Raw genomic sequence first — 18,427 nt, forward strand, 5'->3', positions numbered from 1 at the left:
GGTCCTCGCGCTTTGAAGTGCCCCGTCGATCGACTTGCGGCGTCCGCACACCGTGCCTGAACGCCGCACCCCGATGCCAGGACGCATTCGTAAAATCGCCGCCAGTGCTATTGGCTGGCGGCGATTTCCCGGCAGGTGTTTTTCGGGTGCGCTAGAAGCGGTGACGAACACCAACGACGATACCCACACTGCTTCCGGTTGGCTCATACAGCGCACCATTCACCGTGAATCCGGTGTGCATCAACCCGTGGTTGTTCACGCATGCAGCGGCGCCATACAAGGTCGTTCGTTTCGACAGAAAGTAGTCCAGCCCGGCAGACGCCAGTAACGAATGGTTCGCCGAGTCGTTGCTGTCCCGCATGTACCAGACGCCCAGGTCGGCGGACAGTGCTGGCGTGATCAGATATTCGCCGCCCGCGGCGTACACTTTCTCGTTGAACGAGCCGGCGATCTTGTAGCTTGTGTACGATCCCTTCAGTGTTGCGCCTCCCCACGTATAGCTCGCGCCGATGGTTCGCCCGCTGAATTCGATCGTCGACGGGAATGGCGTGGAAACGCTGGCTGACCCACCGGGATTGCCACTGAAGAGGGCCGCGTTCACGACCAGGTCTTTCCATTCGTATCTCACGCGAGCCGCATATTGGCGCCCCGCCTGAAATCCGTTGGGATCGCTACCCAGCGCAAGCAAGGCACTCGCCTGTATACCGGCGATCGTCGGGCTCGTATAGGACACGGCATTCGCGACGAAAATGCCGGTCGCGAAAAGGTTGCCCATGTAAATTCCGGCCTGGCTCCCGAAGAACGACGCATGCCGTGCGTCCGTGTCGACGATCGCAAGCCCGAACGGCGAGTACTGCAGGCCGGCCTTGACGATACCGTAGCGCCCGGACAGACCCACGAAGGCTTGCCGTCCGAAGAAATTCCCGTTCGAGTTGCCCAGCGCCCCATTGTTCGTCGTAAAGCCGCTTTCCAGTGTAAAGATCGCCTTCGTACCGGCGCCCAACTCCTCGACGCCGGTGATACCGAAGAGCGACCCCGACATCGCGCCGTCCGTTGCCGATACCTGATGCGGGCCACTGGCACCCGTTCCAGCGTCGAAGCTACGGCTCGTGTACATCACACCGGAATCCACGACACCGTACAGCGTGACGTGACTTTGCGCATGCGTTTGTGACGGCAGACCCAATGCGGCGATCGAGACAGGGATCAGCAGCATCGGACTGATTTTTTGCATCTTGCTCACGTTTTTATGTCTCCTCCAGTCATGCAGGACTACAAAATAAATAACGAGGATCGGACCGCATGCGGCGCTTGTCGTATGGCGATCAAATGAAGTCGGATCGATAGCCGCTTCGGCTTCCGTCCTCAGTGCTGCCACGCATGCCCGCCGGACCGTGGGCTTTGCCTGAACTGCGCCGGGTCCGGAATCGACGGCGCTCGCAATGCCGCCAAAGAATCGGATCGCACATTGCGCGCACGCATCGGCCGCAATCGGTTCACGGCATTGATGACGTGGCGAAGCGTCAGCGTGCTTCCGTTGCTGCTCGATGCCCCGCACCAGCAGCCCGGCGACGCACTTGCCCGCTCGAAATGCGCGAACCGATGGGGTGGTTATGTATTCACGGAAAGCGCCAGCGGCATCAAGTCATTGGCTTGCGTCCGCGAGAGGACGTACAGCTCGAACCAGTTGTACCACTCGACCATCAGGTGGTCCGAGTGCCCGTGAACGAGTGCTTCCGGCGCGGTCGATGGCCAGAAGATCTCCAGCCGCGCATCGAACCCCGGCAGCGTGTCCCTGAATTGGTGCAGCAAGTAACCCACGGTCACACCATCGGGTGTCTCGACGCGCCCCATCATGCGATGCGGCATATCAGGCGCCAGTTCGATCGGGATACCACTCCAGTCATCCAGGTGGCGGAGCTTCAGGAGAGCCGGCGACTTGGCATGGCCCGGTACTTCCAGAATGCCGACACGCCCGTCCGGCAGTGGCAGCGCGCCGAGATGCTCAGGGTGGGCACGGAGCATTGCCGGGCTGTTCGACCCGCCATACCCCTCCCAGAACCAGCTCACGAATTCGGCACTGGTCCCCACCGCGACGTGCGCTTCGGCAACGGACGAACTGAAGCGACCGTTCGCACGCTGCGACCAATCCAGCTCGTTCGCTTCGTGCTCCGCGATCTCCTTCGCGAACAGGCTGACCATGCCGTCGGCCCCCAGTTTCTCCATGAGCAAGGCCATCATGTAGCGCGCCCTTTTGACCTCCATTCTGAGGATGTCCTCGCAGGCCACCTCTGCACCCGACTTGAAAAACGACACTGCTTTCACTTGAACCTCCATCGCGTTGGTGAACGAGTTGCCATGTTTCCCGACTCGCGCCACTAACGCAAGTAAACTTGCGTTAGTGTTTACCGCATGCCTGTCGGCCATCGGTCAGGGTCGTGCGCGTAGTCGGACTGCCGTGGCAACGCGGGCAGTCGATGCGACGATGTGTAAAATCCGCTCATGCCAAAGTCAGCCGAACAAGAATCGCCATCGCCCCGTCGCCGCCTGGGCGGCCGCAGCGCACGCGTCCGTGAAGCCGTGATCTCAGCCACGATTGCCCAGTTGCGGGCGGCGGGTTTCGAGGGGCTCAACATCGGCGCCATCGCCGCGCTCGCGGGCGTGCATGAGAGTTCGATCTATCGCCGCTGGAAGAGCAAGGAAGGGCTGATGATGGAGGCCGCCTTCGAGCTGTTTGCCGAGCACATCGCGATACCGGATCGGGGCTCGCTTCACGCGGATCTCGTCGCGCTGCTGTCGGCAACCGCGCGCTACTTGCGAACGGGCGTGGGCCGGTCTGCCATTCAGTTCGTGCTGGCCACGTACAACGATGCGGCCGTAGCGGACGAACTGCGCAGGTTGTGGACGAACCGCTTCTCGGCGGTTCAGCCGATTTTCGACCGCGCCGTAAAAATGGGCGAGTGGCCGCAGGGGGCGGATCCGATGCCCCTGCTTCATTGCCTGATCGGCGCCATTTATCTACGCACGCTGATCCTGCACGAGCGCGTCACGATCGATCAGATTCGAGAACTGACGCGCTGGATGCTTCGCGAGCGAGACGCCTGAGCGTCGGGAATCGCAAAGGCCAGGCGAGCGCTTTACGACACGCCATCCGGATCGAGCGAGCGGGAATCAGCTGCCGAAGGTTCACCCAAAGCTCCCGTCACGCCGAAGCCAGCCGCAGCGGATCTCAACCGCCCAAAACCCGCCCCCGGCTCCGAACCCCGTCACGCCCCTCAACGCTCCGCGTCGGAAAAGCGCGTGGCCGTACTCGCCGCTCGCTCCTGAAAAATCGTCTCGGTTGCCTGCCCCAGATTCCGCCACGCCATCACCGCGCCCACCACCAGCAGCAGCACCGAAACGATCAACGCCCGCTCCATCCCGAGAACAAACGCCCCGCCCGCTGCGTCGCGAACGAAGAAGCCAAACAACGCGACGCCCATCACGCCGCCTACCTGCCGCGCCGTATTCAGCAACCCCGACGCCACACCTGACTGCGCACCGCTCACCGCCGCGAGCGCGGCATTCGTGATGGTCGGTATCGTCAACGCGATGCCGCTGCCGGCGAGCAGCATCGGGATCGCGAGCAACCCGTTGGATTGCGCCGCGATTGCCGGCCACATCGCCAGATAACCGACCGCGGAAATCGACAACCCGGCCGTCGCGAGCGTGCGTGCCCCCAGCCTGCCGGTCAGTCGCCCGGCAACGATGCTCATGACCATCAGGACGCCCATCATCGGCAGAAATGCGATGCCCGTGCGCACGGGCGTCATGTGCCAGACCGACTGAAACAGCAGGCTCAACGTGAAGACGATGCCGTAGAAAACCAGATTCGCGATCGCGCCGATCACGATCGAACTGCGGACGATCCGGTCCTGCCACAACGCGGCCGGCAGCATCGCGTCCGGATTGCGCGCTTCCAGCCGGACGAACGCGATGCCCAACGCAACGCACCACGCGAACGCACTCACGATGACCGGACTGCGCCACCCCAGCGCACTGATCTCGGTCGACGCGAACGTGAGCGCCGCCAGCGCAAACGCACCGGTCAGTTGCGCAGGAAGATCGAGGCTCCTGCCGCCCTGCGCTTTCGTATCGGGCGCAAACCGCCACGTCATCCAGATACCGGCGATGCCGACCGGCACGTTGACCAGGAAAATGCTGCGCCAGCCGACTGCAGCGATGAGCAACCCGCCGGCCAACGGCCCCGCAGCCAATGCGATGCCGCCGCCGGCACCCCACCAGCCGATCGCGCGGCTACGCGCTGCCGCGTCGTCGAATGCGAGACGCAGCACGGCCAGCGAGTTCGGCACCAGCAGCGAGGCGCCGATCCCCTGAACGAGACGCCAGGCGATCAACGCGCCCATGGCGTGCGCCATGCCGCAGCCGATCGACGACAGCGTGAAGATCGCGTAACCGGCAATGAACACGCGCTTTGCACCCAGCCGGTCGCCGAGGGCACCCGCCATCAGCAGGGTCGCCGCGAACACGAGCGCATACGCGTTGACGACCCATTGCAGGTCGGTGAGCGCTGCGCCAAACGCCGTTCGTAACGCATCGAGCGCAACGTTGACGACGCTGACGTCGATCAGGACGACCGCATAACCGAGGCACGCCGCCGTTTGAACCAGCCGCGGGTGATGTGTGGATGATGTCTGCATCGGCAATCCTTCGGATTCGGAGGATTGAAGCGTAGAGGATCGCCTTCTGTGCGAATATTCCGCAAAACGGCACAGCAACCTGGAGAAAATGCACCGATGTTCGACTGGGAAAACCTGCGTTACTTCGTTGCCGTCGCACAAGCGGGGAGTCTTTCCGCGGCCGCCAGGCGGTTGAATGTCGACCATGCGACAGTCAGCCGTCGCCTGGCCGCACTCGAATCCGAATTGAAAATGCGTGTGATCGACAGGTTGCCGCGCGCGTGCCGGCCCACCGCCGCCGGCCGGCAGATTCTCGAGTTCGCCGGGAAAATGGAGGAGCACGCGTTTGCGATCGAGCGCCTCGCGCTCACGGAACACCTGCCGATGCACGGTACCGTGACGATCAGCGTGCCGCCCGTGCTCGCCAACAATTTCTTCGCGAATCATCTGTACGCATTTGCGCAATTGCATCCGGGCATTCGGCTGTCGATGGCCAGTCAGGCGCAAAGCGTATCGCTCGCCCGTCGTGAAGCGGATATCGCCGTGCGCCTGTTCCGCCCCGAGGAGCCGCAAAACGTGACGCGCAAGCTGGGCGAGATGGCATTCGGGCTCTACGCGAGTCGCGACTATGCGCACGCGTCGACGCCCGACGATTGGGCCTTCATCTGCTACGACGCGCAATTCGCGGAAATGCCGCATCAGAAGTGGCTCGAGTCGATCGCGCGAGGTCGCCGCATCGCGTGCGAAGTCAGCGATATCACGACGCAGCAGGTAGCGGCCCGTACGGGAATCGGCGTGGCCGGCCTGCCCGTGTTCATGGGCGACGGCGATCCCGGGTTGCAGCGCTTGCCGTTCGACGGCGAACCGTACGCCCGCGACATCTGGCTGGTCGTGCATGCCGATCTCAGGCATTCGCCGTCGATTCGCGCGGCCATCGACTTTATCGCGGACGTGACGGGCAGGACCTTCGCGCCGGATTCGAGGCAGTAGCGTCGGCCATCACAGCGCCCTGCGATTCACGATATCAGGCTGGCTGCGCGAGTTCGTACCTGAAGTAGCACAGGTTGAAATACCAGTAAGGATCGGAGAGAGGAAGGTCCTCGGTCGGCCGCTCCCGATTCGACCATCGAGAAACCTTTCGCAAATTGAAATTCGTCGGATCGGGCCAGCCGAACGCGTGGAAGATGCGCTCGGCGAGTTCATCTTCAATGCTGTTGCGGAACTTCCATTTCCCCAGGAAGTGAAAGAGCATCATGACCAAGGCACCTGCGAAGAGTGCCCCTCCCAGCATGATCGCAAGGTCTCCGATACTGCCATCCCCACGGATGAAATCGATCCCCAGGAACACGGCCATGATCAACTCCACGAACACGAAGAACCCCAGCGTTCCTTTTCGTTCGAAGCGGCCACGCGCCTTCGTACCCATGACCGCATTCGGATAGATCGCGACCACGGCGTCCGAATCGCGCTGGACGGCGTAGGCGAAATAGCGGTTCTCGCCGATTTTTTCCGCCACGACCCTGACCTCGTCTCCACGGTACATCGGCATCATCCACAGCACGCCGCGGAAATGATTGCCGTCGATCTCGAACTCCACCCAGTCCGCTTCGTCCTTCCAGCTCGATGCGTCGGTCGCATCGACCATGACCTGCGCCTGGGTTCCCATGCCCATCAACGTAGCAGCAATCGCGGTCGCACCCACGACGCCCGGGGGCGGCGGGGGAATACGCGACGGGGCTGCCGCACGCTTCTTCGTCACGCTGGCCAATGTGCCGTGCAACAGGACCAGATTGTCCTTCCACCCCGGCAATTGAGCTTCCAGCTTCCCGGCTTCACGCTGGGCCGCGATCAACGCCTGCAACTCGCCTTCCATCCGTCGCTCCGTGAAGTGAGGATCCGTCCACCCGTCCGTCGTGGCATTGGGTCGGCACACGCGCTTTGAAATTGTGCCATTGCGCGGTCAGCGCCCACGCCGTTTTATCTCACGCCTGAATGTCCGTTCCACGGCCCTCCGCCATCAAACCACCGCCCTCAACCACCCCAGCACATCCGCCTGCGCGCTCCCGGCCACGACCGGTTCCGGCGTCAACAACGAGTAATGCGAGCCATCCTCGACGAACCCCATTGGCGCGACCAGCACACCGCTTTCAATATCATCGCGAACGAGATGCCACGGGCCGATGGCGACACCGAGCCCCGCGACCGCTGCCTGCAGACTGAAATAGAAATGGTCGAACCTCTGCCCGCGCCCACCCGCGGCCGGCTGGTTCGCCGCCACTGCCCATTCCTTCCACGCGTCCGGCCGTGTCCGCGTATGCAATTGCGGCACGTCCGCCTTCAACAAACGATCCCCGCGACGCGCGGAAAACCACGCGTCGACCTTATCCGGCCGGCAGACCGGCCCCACCTTCTCGGCGAACAGCCGCTCCGCGTGATAGCCCGCCGGCCACGCGAAGTCATTGCGCCGAATCGCCATGTCGATACCGCTGTCGAATGAAAACGGGCCGCCCGCCGCAGCCAGGTGAATATCGACGCCCGTATGCCGAGCCTGAAAATCCGGCCAGCGTGGAATCAGCCAGCGCATCAGAAGCGTCGGTTCGCACGACAGAACCCAGCGCCGCGCCCGGGCAGCCTCGGTACGCAATTCCTGCGCGGCGTGACGCATCAGCCCCAGCCCGTCATGGACGGCCTGAGCCAGCTTGCGGCCTGCGTCGGTCAGGAATACACGGCGGCTGCGCCGCTCGAACAGCGCCACGCCCAGGTCATCCTCGAGCAGTCGCACCGCGCGGCTGACCGCGCCGTGGGTCAGGCACAGCTCGTCGGCAGCGCGGCTGAAATTCTCGTGACGCGCCGCCGCCTCGAAGCACCTCAGGGCCATCAGCGAAGGCAGGTTCGTGCGAACGGATTGTGAGTCAATCTCACCATCCTGGTCAGAAATCATCGCTTTTCCCGATGGAACATGACCCATAAGATTGCGCCATCAAGCCATCAATCGCAAGGACAAGACGATGACCGAACTGATAGTTGTAGTCACCATCACACTGCTGGCCGTGATCAGCCCGGGGCCGGACTTCGCGATGGTCACGCGCAACAGCCTGATGCTGTCGCGCCGCTCGGGCGTGCTCACCGCGCTCGGTATCGGGCTCGGCGTGACGGTTCACGTGAGCTACACGCTGCTGGGCGTCGGCCTGCTGATCCGCCAGTCGCTGTGGCTCTTCAATGCCGTCAAGCTGGTCGGCGCGATCTACCTGATCTACCTCGGCGTGAAGATGCTCATGACGAAGGCCGGCAACGGGCAGCCCGACGCACCGGCCGCACCGCTGTCCGACCTGGCCGCACTGCGCACCGGCTTCCTGACCAATGCACTGAACCCCAAGACCACGGTGTTCATCGTCAGCCTGTTCATGCAGGCCGTGCGACCCGACACGCCGTTGATCGTGCAGATCGGCTACGGCGCGTTCATCGCGGTCGCGCATGCCGGCTGGTTCAGCCTGGTGGCGCTGTGCTTCTCCGCTACGGCCGTGCGTGATCGCCTTCTGGCGCTGCGGCACTGGATCGACCGCACGTTCGGCTGCCTGCTTGTGGGCTTCGGCGTCGCGCTTGCCATCGCGCGCGGCGGGCGCTGAATCCGGCCACCGCGCCGCGTGCCGATGCAACCGCCGGGCGCGCTACGCCGGCACGCCGAATGCACCGCCGGTTGCGCCGTTCGGCAGCGTCAGAACGTGCGCGCGATCGTGCGGGCTTCGTCGATCGCGCGACTGCGATCGACCGTTCCGTTGGCGCCGAACAACGTGCGCTCTACAACGATGCCGGTGACGTCCTGCACGCCCACGAACCTGAGCCAGGTCTCCATGTACGGGCGCTGAAGATCGAATTCGGCCGCCGGCGTAAATGATCCCGGCGACTGATAACCGAGCCCGCGCGCGTAGATCACCGCCGCCTTTTTCCCGGCCAGCTTGCCGGCGAAACCTGCACCGTCGAACGTGAACAGCACGTCCTTCTGCGAGATCGCATCGATCAGGTGCTTGAGTTTGTACGGAATGCTGAAATTCCACAGCGGCACGCCGAACAGGAACTTGTCCGCTTCGTGGAACGGCGCCGCGAGCTGCTCGATCCGTTGCCATGCCGTCGCCTGAGACGGCGTCAACGCCTTGCCGCTCAATCCCGCATATTTCGCGGCCAGCGCGGCTTCGTCGAATTCGGGTATCGCCAGATTCCAGATGTCGAGCTTCTGTATCTCGTGATCGGGATGAGCGTGCCGGTACGTATCGAGGAAGGCATTGCACACTTCGATGGATGCCGAATAGTCCTTGTTGGGTGAGCCTTCGATATAGAGCACGCGGGTCATGAAAACGGTCCTTGCCGAAAGTGACGGCGACGCGCGGGATGCGCGATCGCCCACTGCACTTCGCAGCCTATCGGCTCGACCTATAATCCGGAAACGATATGAATTGATTGAATTAACCTGAATTGGTGATCAATGAACCCGCCCCTCGACACGTCGCTGCTGCATACGTTTGTCGCCATCGCCGACGTGCGGAGCTTTACCGGCGCAGGTCGCAGGCTGAATCTCAGCCAATCCGCGGTCAGCGCCCAGATCGTTCGTCTCGAGGAACAGGTCGGCCGGGCGCTGCTCGTGCGCAATACGCGCAGCGTATCGCTCACCGAGCATGGCCAGATGCTGCTCGGCTATGCGCGCGCGATGCTCAATCTGAGCGACGAAGCGAGGACTCGGCTGGGCACCGGCAACGCAGTCGATGTCACGCTGCGTATCGGCGCTTCGGAGGATTTTGCGGGAGGCTGGCTTCCCGACGTGATGCGCCGCCATGGCGTCGCGCGGCGCGGCTTGCGGCTGAACCTGACGGTCGACGTCGGCGACAGCCTGTTTCGACGGCACGCCAACGGCGAATTCGATCTCGTGATCGGCAGCCTGTGCGCGCACACGGGCCAGGGCGCGACGTTGTGGCGAGAGCCGCTCGTCTGGGCGTTTGCGCGCCATGAGCCGCTGCCGGAAGGCGATGTGCCGCTCGCGTGCTTCCCCGATCCGTGCCCGTACCGGGGCGCTGCCATCAAGGCGCTCGCACTCGCCGGCATGCCCTATCGCATTGCCTGCGAAAGCCCGAGCGTCACGGGCATCCGGACGATTGCACGCGCCGGCATCGCAATCGCGCCGCTGCCGCGCAGCGCGATCGACGACACGCTCCGGGAGCTGGGCATGTCCGAAGGCTTGCCGGCGCTGCCTGAAATGGAATTCGTGATGATGCACGACGCAGGAATGCCGGCCGCCGTCGAATTCGCCGCGACGATTGTCGATGAAACCGCCATGCGCAACGGGGCCGGCACGCGTAGCAGGCCTTAGCAGGCATCCTTCACGATTGAGGGTCGATCGAGGCGCTCAACGGCGCACTCCCCTTCGACCGCGCCGGCGCGCTGCCGGCAAAACAGCCGCGCGCCGGTCGCGATGCGTCGCCGGTATCAGCGCTTCGCGCTCAATCCCGCGCGCACGCCCTCCGGTTCCCGGCTGCGCCCAAGCAGCGCCGCCAGCGACAGATCCGCGAGCTTGCCGAACGGCGCGCGCAGCAGGCTCGGCAGGTTCCAGCGCCCCAGCACGAACACGCCCTTCGCATGGCTCATCGCGCGGAATCCCTCGATGCCGTGATACGCGCCCATCCCGCTCGGACCGACGCCGCCGAACGGCAAGTCTTCCTGCGCGACATGCAGGAGCGTGTTGTTGATGCCGACGTTGCCCGACGTGGTGCGCCTCAGCAACGACTCGCAGTCGCTGTCCTGCGCGCCGAAGTAATACAGCGCCAGCGGCCGCGGACGCGCATTCACGTAGTCGACCACTTCGTCGATCGTGCGATACGTGCGCACCGGCAGGATCGGCCCGAAGATTTCTTCCTGCATGACGGTCGTATCGTCGCCGGCCCCGACGATCAGCGTGGGCGCGAGCGTCCGCTTGCGGGTGGCCGCCTGCTGCGGGTTCACGCCCGCTTCGATCACGCGCGCCCCCTTGCTGCGCGCTTCGTCGACGAGACCTTTCAGGCGATCGAAATGCCGGTCGCTGACGATCGACGTGTAATCCGGGCTGGTCGGCCCGTCCGGGTAGAAGCGTGCGACGGCCTCATCGTATTGCGCGACGAACGCGTCGAGGTCGTCTTCATGCACGAGCGCATAGTCGGGCGCAACGCAGGTCTGCCCGGCGTTCGACAGCTTGCCGAACACGATGCTGGACATCGTCCGGCCATCGACGTGCCCCCGCGCGACGATCGCCGGGCTCTTGCCGCCGAGTTCGAGCGTCACCGGCACCAGATTGTCGCTGGCCGCCTTCATGACCTTGCGGCCCACCTGCGTGCTGCCGGTGAACAGCAGATGGTCGAACGGCAAGCCGCTGAAGGCGGCGCCGACCTCCGGGCCGCCGAGCACGACCGCGACTTCTTCGCTCGGGAAGGTTTCCGCGAGCATCCGGCGCATCACCTCGCTGGTGCGCGGTGTCAGTTCCGACGGCTTGAGCATCGCGCGGTTGCCCGCGGCCAGCGCGGTGGCCAGCGGAATGAACGTAAGCGCGAACGGGTAATTCCACGGTGCCATCACACCGATCACACCCAGCGGCTGGTATTCGATGTGCGCCTGCCCGGCCCGATAAAGGAGCCCGACGTGCCGGCGCTGCGGCTTCGTGAAGCGGCACAGGTTGCGCGTCAGGTAGTCGATCGCCTGGACCACGCCGACCAGTTCCATGATCGCGGTCTCGTGTCGCGAGCGATGCCCGAAATCGGCACTGATCGCCTCCTCCACTTCGCGGCGATACGCGAGCACCACGGCGCGCAGCCGCGCGAGCCGGGCCTTGCGCTGCTGCACGCTCGGCGGCCCCTCGCTGACAAACGCGTTGCGCTGGCGAGCCAGCAACACCGCCGGGTCGAAGCTCGAGCTGGATTCTGCGGAAACGGCCATGGTGCACCTCACGAGGTTGCGTCGATGTAGACACTGTCAACTTGCATGCGGCGGATCATAGGACCACAATGTGTTCCCTGTCAACATAGGAGCAACGCGATGTCGTCGGATGTGGATGCGGACGCCGGGCAAAAGGCTTATCACCACGGGGATCTGCGTCGCGCGATCATCGAAACGGCGCTCGACACGCTGCAGGAGCAACAGGGCTGGCAGTTCACGCTGCGCGAAATCGCGCGGCGCGCGAACGTCAGCCACTCGGCGCCCTACCGGCATTTCCCGGACAAGGCCGCGTTGCTGCACGAGCTCGCGCTGATCGGCTTCGATCGGCTGCACGAAGACCTCGCCGCGTCCGTCGATCCCGCGGCGGACGCACCGGACGTGCTGCTCGCGCTCGCTTACGCCCATCTCGCGTTCGGCCAGCGCAACCCGGATCTCTATCGACTGATGTTTGCCGCGGATGCCGGGGAGCCGACGGACATCCACCTCGATCCGCGCGTGCAGGCGCCGTTCCTGCTGGTCGTCGACATCCTGGAGCGCGGCCAGCACGCCGGCACGATCCGCCCGCGCCCGGCGCTCGGCCAGGCGACCGCCTGCTGGGCGCATCTGCATGGCCTGACGATGCTGGCGATCGACGGGCGGCTGGTGCGCGAGAAGGTCGGCGATCACGCGATCGAGGATGCGCTGACCACCTTGCTGGACGGCCTCGTGCTGCCTGCGACCCCCGCGCGGACAGCGAAAACGAAAAGGCCTTGACCTTCAACTTTGCTTAAAGGTTATGGTTTGCCTCGGCAGCGTATCGAGGTCATGGGTATGGGGACTGCCATCCGACAATCCGGCGGTGCGTCGCAGACGCCCGCCCGTGGCCGATGAAAGGGAAACCGCATCATGAGCAAGCGCATCCTTCACGTGGTCAGCAACGTCGCGCATTACGCCGATCCGTCGCAACCGACCGGCCTGTGGTTGTCCGAGCTGACCCATGCCCATCACATCTTCGCGGCGAAAGGCTATGAGCAGCAGCTCGTGAGCCCCAAGGGCGGCGTGTCGCCGCTGGAGCCGCGCTCGCTCAAATGGCCGCATGCCGACGCCGCCGCGAAAGCGTGGCGCGCCGACAAGGCCAACGCGGCGCTGCTGGCCAGCACCGCGCGCCCCGACGAGATCGATCCGGCCGATTTCGATGCGATCTACTTCACCGGCGGCCATGCGGTGATGTGGGACTACCCGGACGATGCGGGGCTGCAGCGGCTCACGCGCGAGATCTATGAACACGGCGGCATCGTGTCGTCGGTCTGCCACGGCTACTGCGGGTTGCTGAACACGACGCTGTCGGACGGCTCGTTGCTGGTTGCCGGACGCCGGATCACCGGCTATTCGTGGGTGGAGGAAATCCTGGCCGGCGTCGCGAAGAAGGTGCCCTACAACGTCGAGCAGCAGATGCAGGAGCGTGGCGCGCGCTACGAAAAGGCGCTGCTGCCGTTCACGTCGAACGTGGTCGTCGACGGCCGACTCGTGACCGGCCAGAATCCGCAATCGGCGAAGGCGACCGCGGAACAGGTCGTCGCGCTGCTGTAACGTGATGCGCCGGCGCGCCGCCTAAGCGCGGGTCGACCGGCGCACAACCGCTTCGTCATGATCGACGGCAGCGGTCGTCGCCTCACCGCCACCGCCCTCCACCGCATTCCCCGGCGGAATCCGCGACAGCAATCGCTTCGCATGGGTTGCACAATCGACCGACTCCGGCTTCGCGGCGATGTCCGCAATCAGCGCCACGATCTGCGCCTTGCTTTGCGCGAGCCGCGCCTCCAGCGCCTCGATGTCCTGCACCTTGCGGCCCAGCGCATCCAGCAACGCATCGCAGGGCCACTGCGCGAGGTCGGCCGGCATCATCGTGCGAATCTCGTCGAGACTGAAATCCGCCTTCTGCGCGGCCGTGATCAGATCGAGCACCGTCACCGCTTCCTGCGGATAAGTGCGATAGCCGTTCGCTTCGCGTTCGACGAGCGTCAACAGACCGATGCGTTCGTAAAAGCGGATGCGCGAAGGGGTAAGGCCGGTGCGTTCCGCCAGTTCCCCGATCTTCATGTTCCGATACTCCCTGGCCGGATCGCGTCCGGCCATCAGCCCCGATCAGCTACGTCGTGATTGTCAGCTGTCTCCCGATGTTGATTCGCAATCCGATCTTTATCGGCTTTCCGTCGAATGGCGAGCGGACGGCGCGCGCTCAAATCACCTCGAAACGCAACCCCGCATGGCGAACCAGCCGCTCGATGTAGCGCGCGTCGAACATCGTCGCGGGCGTCCAGAAACCGCCGCCGCGGCCGGTCTTGACGCCGTCGCCAACGCAATCCAGAGCGAGACTGATCGCGGCCTGGCCGAGCATCTTGCCGGTGGAGCCGTAGCCCGGATCGCGGTCGCCGGTGACTTTCACGCGCAAGGTCTTTCCGTCGTCGGTACGGCCGAAGAAGCGCAGATCGTAGCGGCCGGCCAGCTGCGCCGCGGGGCTCGGCCCCTCGCCGGGCTTCGGCAGCAGGAAGCGCTCCATCAGGCTGCGCACCGGCTTGATGACGACACCCACCATGAACGCGCCAAGGCCGGCCACCATCGTCACCGCGGTCAGGCGCCCCTTGAAGCCCGTGCCCGTCATCACCGCTTCGTCATACGTGAAGCGGCTGCCGTACGCGTTGCCGGCAAGCGCATTGGAGCGATGCACGACACGCTCGTTCACCGCCGCCATCACGAAGGGCGCGATCCATGCATCGAAGTCGCGATCGAATGCGGCGGACCGCACTGCATGCTGGCGCATCGTGAAGCCATGCCCCTTCGGGCACAGCGAATAAGGATCGAGCAGTTCCCGGCGCAAGGCCGGATCGGCCGCGGCCTCCCGGACGACGTTGATCACGCTCGCCACCGTGCCACCCGACGCGCCGCCCTTCAGCGTTTTCACCCGCATCTTCACCTGCGTGGCCGGCACACCCCACTGCTGCCGCGCCTGCTGCTGCAGGAAGAACACGCCCATGTCCGACGGCACCGAATCGAAGCCGCAGCAATGGACGATGCGTGCGCCGGATTGCCGGGCCGCGGGCTCGTACTTGTCGATCATCCGCTTGATCCACTGCGTCTCGCCGGTCAGGTCGCAGTAGTCGGTGCCGGTTTCCGCGCAGATCCTGACCAGCGGTTCCCCGTAAAGCGCGTAGGGGCCGACGGTGGACACGACCACCCGCGTCTGCGCGCAGAGCGCGCGAAGCTGCGCTTCGTCGGCCGCGTCGGCGACGATGATCGGCACCGATTGCCCGGCCGCGCCCAGCGTGTCCCTGACCTGCCTGAGCTTCGCTTCGGAGCGGCCAGCGATGGCCCAGCGCAGCGTCTCGCCGGAGCCCGACAGGTACTCGGACAGGTAGCGGGCAAGGATCTGCCCGACGAAACTGGTGGCACCAAATACGACGAGATCGTGGGTCGGCCGGGTCATGGGCGATTCCTTCGCGCGGGCGTGCCGCGGCGTTGCGTGGCGTCAGCGTTGCTTTCCGGGTTCATCGAAGGCCTTCAACGGGGTCGGCAGGTTCAGCACCAGTTGCGCATCCTTCACCACGTCGAGACGCAGGATCGTGGATGCACCCAGCCCGTCGAGCAGCTGGCTCACCGGGCCGCCGTGCCGCACGAGCTCGACGTTGCGCGGCAGCAGGCGCTGGGCGAACGATAGCGCATTCGTCTGCACCGATGTCTGGTGCCATTCGCCGTCGATGCGATTGATCATCGTCGACGTGCCCATGTGCGACTGCGACGCGACGTCGGTCAACTCGGGCATCGGCACGCTCAGGCTCACGTCCGGCCGGCCGCCCGGGCCGGCAATGCGGGCGCTGGCGGTGGCACCGAGGTTCACGTCGATATCGGCGAGCCACTTGGGCAACTGATAGCCATGCACGCCGCGCACCCGCGCGATTTCCGTGGTGACCGGCAGCGCCAGCACGTGCGCGAAGAAGCTCCGGCGCCGCATCGAGTCGATCAGCTCGAGCGCGTGCGACCCCGTCGCGCCGGGCCGCCGGATCACCACCGCGACCGACACCTCGTCATACGGATCGTTGTCACACACCGAATACGAGAAGAAGGTCAGCGCGACCAGCCCGTACCCGGGGAGCGCGCGCAGCGGCTCGAGCGGCACCGGCAGCGTGGTCCGCAGGCGTTCGAGCGGCGCAAGGAACAGCAGCTGAATGCTGCTGGAACGGTAGTAGAAATTCGGCGCCCAGGTCGGGCCGACCCTTGACGCAACCTGACGCTTCGGAATCCGACGGAAAAAGTCGATGTTCCCCGCCGCGGGATCGCGCGCCACCTCGTCGAGGTCGGGGTTCATCCGGAACCGGTCGTAATACCCGCCTTCGGGCACGTCAATCTTGTGTGGACCGAATTCGACCTGTGTAAACCGCCTGTCCATGTTCGTCGCCTCTCGTCGATGATCGACCGTGGCAGGCAACACCCGATGCCCGCTGACTCACTGCCGTCAGCAAGCACTCTAAGATTTAAGTCAACTTTAAGGTCAAGGCCCCGAGTAGAGGGGCACGTCGGATTGCGTCCGGGCAACCGGCAGGCGCTCGCCGTGCCCGTGTCGGATCATTTGGCGGTCGTGCGACGGTTCTTGCCGGGTGTCAACGCCTCGCCCGGATTGCGCAACCGGTCCATCACCCAGCGCGTCCGCTCCGAGCAGTTCAGTTCGGTCGGCCGGTTCTTGATGCTGTCGATCGCGACGAGCAGTTGCGCCTTGTTCTCCTTGAGGCGCTTCTGCATCGCGTCGATCTCGGCGACTTTCCGTTCGAGCGCATCCACCAGTCCGTCATGCTGCCAGTTGCCGGCTTTCACCGGCAGCAGATGGCGAATCTGCTCCAGCGAGAACCCGGCGCTCTGCGCGCCGGCGATGATCTCGAGCATCCACACCGCATCGTCGCCGTAGTCGCGATACCCATTCGAGCCGCGCTCGACAGCCGTGAGCAGCCCTTCCGCCTCGTAGAAACGGATCCGCGATGCCGTCAGGCCACTGAGCTTCGCGAGCTCCCCAATTCTCATACCTGCCTCGCCAGCGTATTGACATTAAACCTAACTTTAAACCTAGAGTAAGCGCATCGCCAAGGCAGGCTGACGGCCGAAGCGCCTCATACGCAGCGCCGGCCTGGCGACCCTCGCAACCGGCAGGACCGCACGGATCGATATCGCCCACCGAACAGGAGCAGACATGGGATACGTCACAACGAAGGATGGCGTCGACATCTTCTACAAGGACTGGGGGCCGCGCGACGCCCAGGTGATCTTCTTTCATCATGGCTGGCCGCTCAGCGCCGACGACTGGGATGCGCAGATGCTCTTCTTCCTCGCACAGGGCTATCGCGTGATCGCGCATGACCGTCGCGGCCACGGGCGCTCCAGCCAGGTGTGGGACGGTCATGACATGGATCACTACGCGGACGACGTCGCCGCGGTCGTGAATCACCTCGGCGTGCAAGGCGCCGTCCATGTCGGCCATTCAACCGGCGGCGGCGAGGTCATCCACTACGTCGCCCGCCACAGCGAAGAACGCGTCGCCAAGGCCGTGCTGATCAGCGCGGTTCCGCCGCTGATGGTCAAGACGGACAGCAATCCGGGCGGCTTGCCGAAAGCGGTGTTCGACGACCTCCAGGCGCAACTCGCGGCGAACCGCGCGCAGTTCTACTACGACGTGCCGGCCGGCCCGTTCTACGGCTACAACCGCGACGGCGCGAAGCCGTCGCAAGGCGTCATCTGGAACTGGTGGCGGCAAGGCATGATGGGCAGCGCGAAGGCCCACTACGACGGCATCGTCGCGTTCTCGCAGACCGACTTCACCGAAGACCTGAAAGGCACCACGATCCCCGTTCTCGTGATGCATGGCGACGACGACCAGATCGTCCCGTATGCGGATTCCGGCCTCCTGTCGGCGAAGCTGGCGAGGAACAGCACGTTGAAGACGTATGCGGGCTTCCCGCATGGCATGCCCACGTCCAACGCCGAGACGATCAACGCCGATCTGCTCGCGTTCATCCGCAGCTGAACGCCGACAACGCCAGCGCGGCCTTCAGGTGCCTTTGCGGCTGAAGGCCGTCTCCTACCCGCTCTCGAAACCGGCTAGTCGATCTCGCGGAGAAAACCGGGAACCGCTTCCCCGATCGATGCAAGATAGGCGGCCATCGCACCGGCGACCTTGCGCACGGCGGGACGTGCCGTCATCCGTTCACGCCAAGCAAGCAGGCGCGGCGTTTCGTCCGTCATCGGTGCGCCCTTGCGCGCGCCGAACAACTGCGCCATGTAGAACGCAATGTCGGCGTAGGAATACGTTTCGGCCAGAAACTCGCGATCCGCCAGCACGCGCTCCATGCGCCGATAGTATTGGGCCGCTTCTGCACGCGCAGCCTGTGCCGCCGGATCGTCGGGCGTCTCCTCCAGCCCCATCAGCCGGACGACGTGCGGAAAATAGATCTCGTCGCTGCAGTGTTCGAGCTTACGCGCAATCGCGCGCGCCGCCGGGTGCGCCGGCCATAGCGCGGGATCGGGCTTCAGGTCCTCGAGATACTCGAAGATCTGCGTGGAATCGAACAGATCCAGATCGCCGTCGATCAGCACCGGCACCTGCCGCTTCGGGTTGATGCGCAGCACATCCGGATGCCTGGGATCGTAGCCACGCTGCTGGCTGAACGGCACCATCACCAACTCGAAGTCGATACCCTTCTCGTGTGCCGCAATCTCGACCTTCGCCCCGAACATGCTCAGCGGCCCGGAAATGATCTTCATCGTTTGATCCCCTG

19 protein-coding genes are annotated in these 18,427 nt (G+C 64.6%); 7 read left to right on the top strand and 12 right to left on the bottom strand.

Annotated features, from left to right (window positions below):
* Positions 1-151: 151 nt before the first annotated feature.
* Together BCEP18194_RS04575 and BCEP18194_RS04580 are read right to left on the bottom strand one after the other, a co-directional pair.
* On the bottom strand, positions 152-1,234 hold the full coding sequence (locus tag BCEP18194_RS04575) for a porin (RefSeq protein WP_011350149.1): 1,083 nt from the start codon (positions 1,232-1,234) through the stop codon (positions 152-154).
* Between the two features lie 377 nt (positions 1,235-1,611).
* Positions 1,612-2,427, bottom strand: a complete 816-nt coding sequence (locus BCEP18194_RS04580; RefSeq protein WP_011350150.1) for a hypothetical protein — start codon at positions 2,425-2,427, stop codon at positions 1,612-1,614.
* Positions 2,428-2,580: 153 nt separating this feature from the next.
* Between BCEP18194_RS04580 and BCEP18194_RS04585 the strand changes: the two genes are divergently transcribed.
* Positions 2,581-3,105 carry a TetR/AcrR family transcriptional regulator gene (locus tag BCEP18194_RS04585; RefSeq protein WP_244272795.1) on the top strand — a complete coding sequence of 175 codons (525 nt, stop codon included), beginning with the start codon at positions 2,581-2,583 and terminating at the stop codon, positions 3,103-3,105.
* A gap of 170 nt (positions 3,106-3,275) precedes the next feature.
* Here BCEP18194_RS04585 and BCEP18194_RS04590 read toward each other — a convergent pair whose 3' ends face one another.
* On the bottom strand, positions 3,276-4,886 hold the full coding sequence (locus BCEP18194_RS04590; protein ID WP_341864749.1) for an MFS transporter: 1,611 nt from the start codon (positions 4,884-4,886) through the stop codon (positions 3,276-3,278).
* Here BCEP18194_RS04590 and BCEP18194_RS04595 point away from each other — a divergent pair.
* Positions 4,797-5,669 carry a LysR family transcriptional regulator gene (locus BCEP18194_RS04595; protein WP_011350153.1) on the top strand — a complete coding sequence of 291 codons (873 nt, stop codon included), beginning with the start codon at positions 4,797-4,799 and terminating at the stop codon, positions 5,667-5,669. The genes BCEP18194_RS04590 and BCEP18194_RS04595 overlap by 90 nt on opposite strands.
* Positions 5,670-5,703: 34 nt before the next feature.
* On the opposite strand, the gene BCEP18194_RS04600 is transcribed toward BCEP18194_RS04595, so the two are convergent.
* Together BCEP18194_RS04600 and BCEP18194_RS04605 are read right to left on the bottom strand one after the other, a co-directional pair.
* Positions 5,704-6,552, bottom strand: a complete 849-nt coding sequence (locus BCEP18194_RS04600; protein WP_011350154.1) for a putative type VI secretion system effector — start codon at positions 6,550-6,552, stop codon at positions 5,704-5,706.
* Between the two features lie 144 nt (positions 6,553-6,696).
* A complete protein-coding gene (locus BCEP18194_RS04605) occupies positions 6,697-7,620 on the bottom strand; it encodes a LysR family transcriptional regulator (RefSeq protein WP_011350155.1) in 924 nt (307 codons plus the stop codon).
* A gap of 67 nt (positions 7,621-7,687) precedes the next feature.
* Here BCEP18194_RS04605 and BCEP18194_RS04610 point away from each other — a divergent pair, with 67 nt between their 5' ends.
* A complete protein-coding gene (locus BCEP18194_RS04610; RefSeq protein WP_011350156.1) occupies positions 7,688-8,305 on the top strand; it encodes a LysE family translocator in 618 nt (205 codons plus the stop codon).
* 89 nt (positions 8,306-8,394) lie between these two features.
* On the opposite strand, the gene BCEP18194_RS04615 is transcribed toward BCEP18194_RS04610, so the two are convergent.
* On the bottom strand, positions 8,395-9,027 hold the full coding sequence (locus BCEP18194_RS04615) for an FMN-dependent NADH-azoreductase (RefSeq protein WP_011350157.1): 633 nt from the start codon (positions 9,025-9,027) through the stop codon (positions 8,395-8,397).
* A gap of 132 nt (positions 9,028-9,159) precedes the next feature.
* On the opposite strand from BCEP18194_RS04615, the gene BCEP18194_RS04620 reads away from it, so the two are divergent.
* Complete coding sequence (locus tag BCEP18194_RS04620; RefSeq protein ID WP_011350158.1) at positions 9,160-10,038, top strand: LysR substrate-binding domain-containing protein; 879 nt, start codon at positions 9,160-9,162, stop codon at positions 10,036-10,038.
* 116 nt (positions 10,039-10,154) lie between these two features.
* Here BCEP18194_RS04620 and BCEP18194_RS04625 read toward each other — a convergent pair whose 3' ends face one another.
* Positions 10,155-11,630, bottom strand: a complete 1,476-nt coding sequence (locus BCEP18194_RS04625) for a coniferyl aldehyde dehydrogenase (protein ID WP_011350159.1) — start codon at positions 11,628-11,630, stop codon at positions 10,155-10,157.
* 99 nt (positions 11,631-11,729) lie between these two features.
* Here BCEP18194_RS04625 and BCEP18194_RS04630 point away from each other — a divergent pair, with 99 nt between their 5' ends.
* Together BCEP18194_RS04630 and BCEP18194_RS04635 are read left to right on the top strand one after the other, a co-directional pair.
* Complete coding sequence (locus BCEP18194_RS04630; RefSeq protein ID WP_011350160.1) at positions 11,730-12,383, top strand: TetR/AcrR family transcriptional regulator; 654 nt, start codon at positions 11,730-11,732, stop codon at positions 12,381-12,383.
* Positions 12,384-12,515: 132 nt separating this feature from the next.
* Positions 12,516-13,199: a type 1 glutamine amidotransferase domain-containing protein gene (locus BCEP18194_RS04635; protein ID WP_011350161.1), complete on the top strand. Its 684-nt coding sequence runs from the start codon at positions 12,516-12,518 to the stop codon at positions 13,197-13,199.
* Between the two features lie 21 nt (positions 13,200-13,220).
* Here the strand turns inward: BCEP18194_RS04635 and BCEP18194_RS04640 are convergent, their stop codons facing one another.
* The 4 genes from BCEP18194_RS04640 to BCEP18194_RS04655 form a co-directional block, all read right to left on the bottom strand.
* Positions 13,221-13,709 carry a MerR family transcriptional regulator gene (locus tag BCEP18194_RS04640; RefSeq protein ID WP_011350162.1) on the bottom strand — a complete coding sequence of 163 codons (489 nt, stop codon included), beginning with the start codon at positions 13,707-13,709 and terminating at the stop codon, positions 13,221-13,223.
* A 139-nt stretch (positions 13,710-13,848) separates the two neighbouring features.
* Positions 13,849-15,093 carry a saccharopine dehydrogenase family protein gene (locus tag BCEP18194_RS04645; protein ID WP_011350163.1) on the bottom strand — a complete coding sequence of 415 codons (1,245 nt, stop codon included), beginning with the start codon at positions 15,091-15,093 and terminating at the stop codon, positions 13,849-13,851.
* A gap of 42 nt (positions 15,094-15,135) precedes the next feature.
* On the bottom strand, positions 15,136-16,053 hold the full coding sequence (locus BCEP18194_RS04650) for a hypothetical protein (protein ID WP_011350164.1): 918 nt from the start codon (positions 16,051-16,053) through the stop codon (positions 15,136-15,138).
* A 176-nt stretch (positions 16,054-16,229) separates the two neighbouring features.
* Positions 16,230-16,679, bottom strand: coding sequence for a MerR family transcriptional regulator (locus BCEP18194_RS04655; protein WP_011350165.1), 450 nt, complete (start codon positions 16,677-16,679; stop codon positions 16,230-16,232).
* A 166-nt stretch (positions 16,680-16,845) separates the two neighbouring features.
* Here BCEP18194_RS04655 and BCEP18194_RS04660 point away from each other — a divergent pair, with 166 nt between their 5' ends.
* Positions 16,846-17,676 (top strand): alpha/beta fold hydrolase, encoded by an 831-nt coding sequence (locus BCEP18194_RS04660; protein WP_011350166.1) that lies wholly within the window; start codon positions 16,846-16,848, stop codon positions 17,674-17,676.
* A gap of 74 nt (positions 17,677-17,750) precedes the next feature.
* Here BCEP18194_RS04660 and BCEP18194_RS04665 read toward each other — a convergent pair whose 3' ends face one another.
* A complete protein-coding gene (locus BCEP18194_RS04665; protein ID WP_011350167.1) occupies positions 17,751-18,413 on the bottom strand; it encodes a glutathione S-transferase family protein in 663 nt (220 codons plus the stop codon).
* Positions 18,414-18,427: the final 14 nt, after the last annotated feature.

Source organism: Burkholderia lata (genome assembly GCF_000012945.1).
Lineage (GTDB): Bacteria > Pseudomonadota > Gammaproteobacteria > Burkholderiales > Burkholderiaceae > Burkholderia > Burkholderia lata.

Coding starts and splice junctions, on each gene's coding strand:
- BCEP18194_RS04575 (WP_011350149.1), bottom strand. CDS start 1,234: ATGCAAAAAATCAGTCCGATGCTGCTGATCCCTGTCTCGATCGCCGCA.
- BCEP18194_RS04580 (WP_011350150.1), bottom strand. CDS start 2,427: ATGGCCGACAGGCATGCGGTAAACACTAACGCAAGTTTACTTGCGTTA.
- BCEP18194_RS04595 (WP_011350153.1), top strand. CDS start 4,797: ATGTTCGACTGGGAAAACCTGCGTTACTTCGTTGCCGTCGCACAAGCG.
- BCEP18194_RS04590 (WP_341864749.1), bottom strand. CDS start 4,886: ATGGTCGACATTCAACCGCCTGGCGGCCGCGGAAAGACTCCCCGCTTG.
- BCEP18194_RS04600 (WP_011350154.1), bottom strand. CDS start 6,552: ATGGAAGGCGAGTTGCAGGCGTTGATCGCGGCCCAGCGTGAAGCCGGG.
- BCEP18194_RS04605 (WP_011350155.1), bottom strand. CDS start 7,620: ATGATTTCTGACCAGGATGGTGAGATTGACTCACAATCCGTTCGCACG.
- BCEP18194_RS04610 (WP_011350156.1), top strand. CDS start 7,688: ATGACCGAACTGATAGTTGTAGTCACCATCACACTGCTGGCCGTGATC.
- BCEP18194_RS04615 (WP_011350157.1), bottom strand. CDS start 9,027: ATGACCCGCGTGCTCTATATCGAAGGCTCACCCAACAAGGACTATTCG.
- BCEP18194_RS04620 (WP_011350158.1), top strand. CDS start 9,160: ATGAACCCGCCCCTCGACACGTCGCTGCTGCATACGTTTGTCGCCATC.
- BCEP18194_RS04625 (WP_011350159.1), bottom strand. CDS start 11,630: ATGGCCGTTTCCGCAGAATCCAGCTCGAGCTTCGACCCGGCGGTGTTG.
- BCEP18194_RS04630 (WP_011350160.1), top strand. CDS start 11,730: ATGTCGTCGGATGTGGATGCGGACGCCGGGCAAAAGGCTTATCACCAC.
- BCEP18194_RS04635 (WP_011350161.1), top strand. CDS start 12,516: ATGAGCAAGCGCATCCTTCACGTGGTCAGCAACGTCGCGCATTACGCC.
- BCEP18194_RS04640 (WP_011350162.1), bottom strand. CDS start 13,709: ATGAAGATCGGGGAACTGGCGGAACGCACCGGCCTTACCCCTTCGCGC.
- BCEP18194_RS04645 (WP_011350163.1), bottom strand. CDS start 15,093: ATGACCCGGCCGACCCACGATCTCGTCGTATTTGGTGCCACCAGTTTC.
- BCEP18194_RS04650 (WP_011350164.1), bottom strand. CDS start 16,053: ATGGACAGGCGGTTTACACAGGTCGAATTCGGTCCACACAAGATTGAC.
- BCEP18194_RS04655 (WP_011350165.1), bottom strand. CDS start 16,679: ATGAGAATTGGGGAGCTCGCGAAGCTCAGTGGCCTGACGGCATCGCGG.
- BCEP18194_RS04660 (WP_011350166.1), top strand. CDS start 16,846: ATGGGATACGTCACAACGAAGGATGGCGTCGACATCTTCTACAAGGAC.
- BCEP18194_RS04665 (WP_011350167.1), bottom strand. CDS start 18,413: ATGAAGATCATTTCCGGGCCGCTGAGCATGTTCGGGGCGAAGGTCGAG.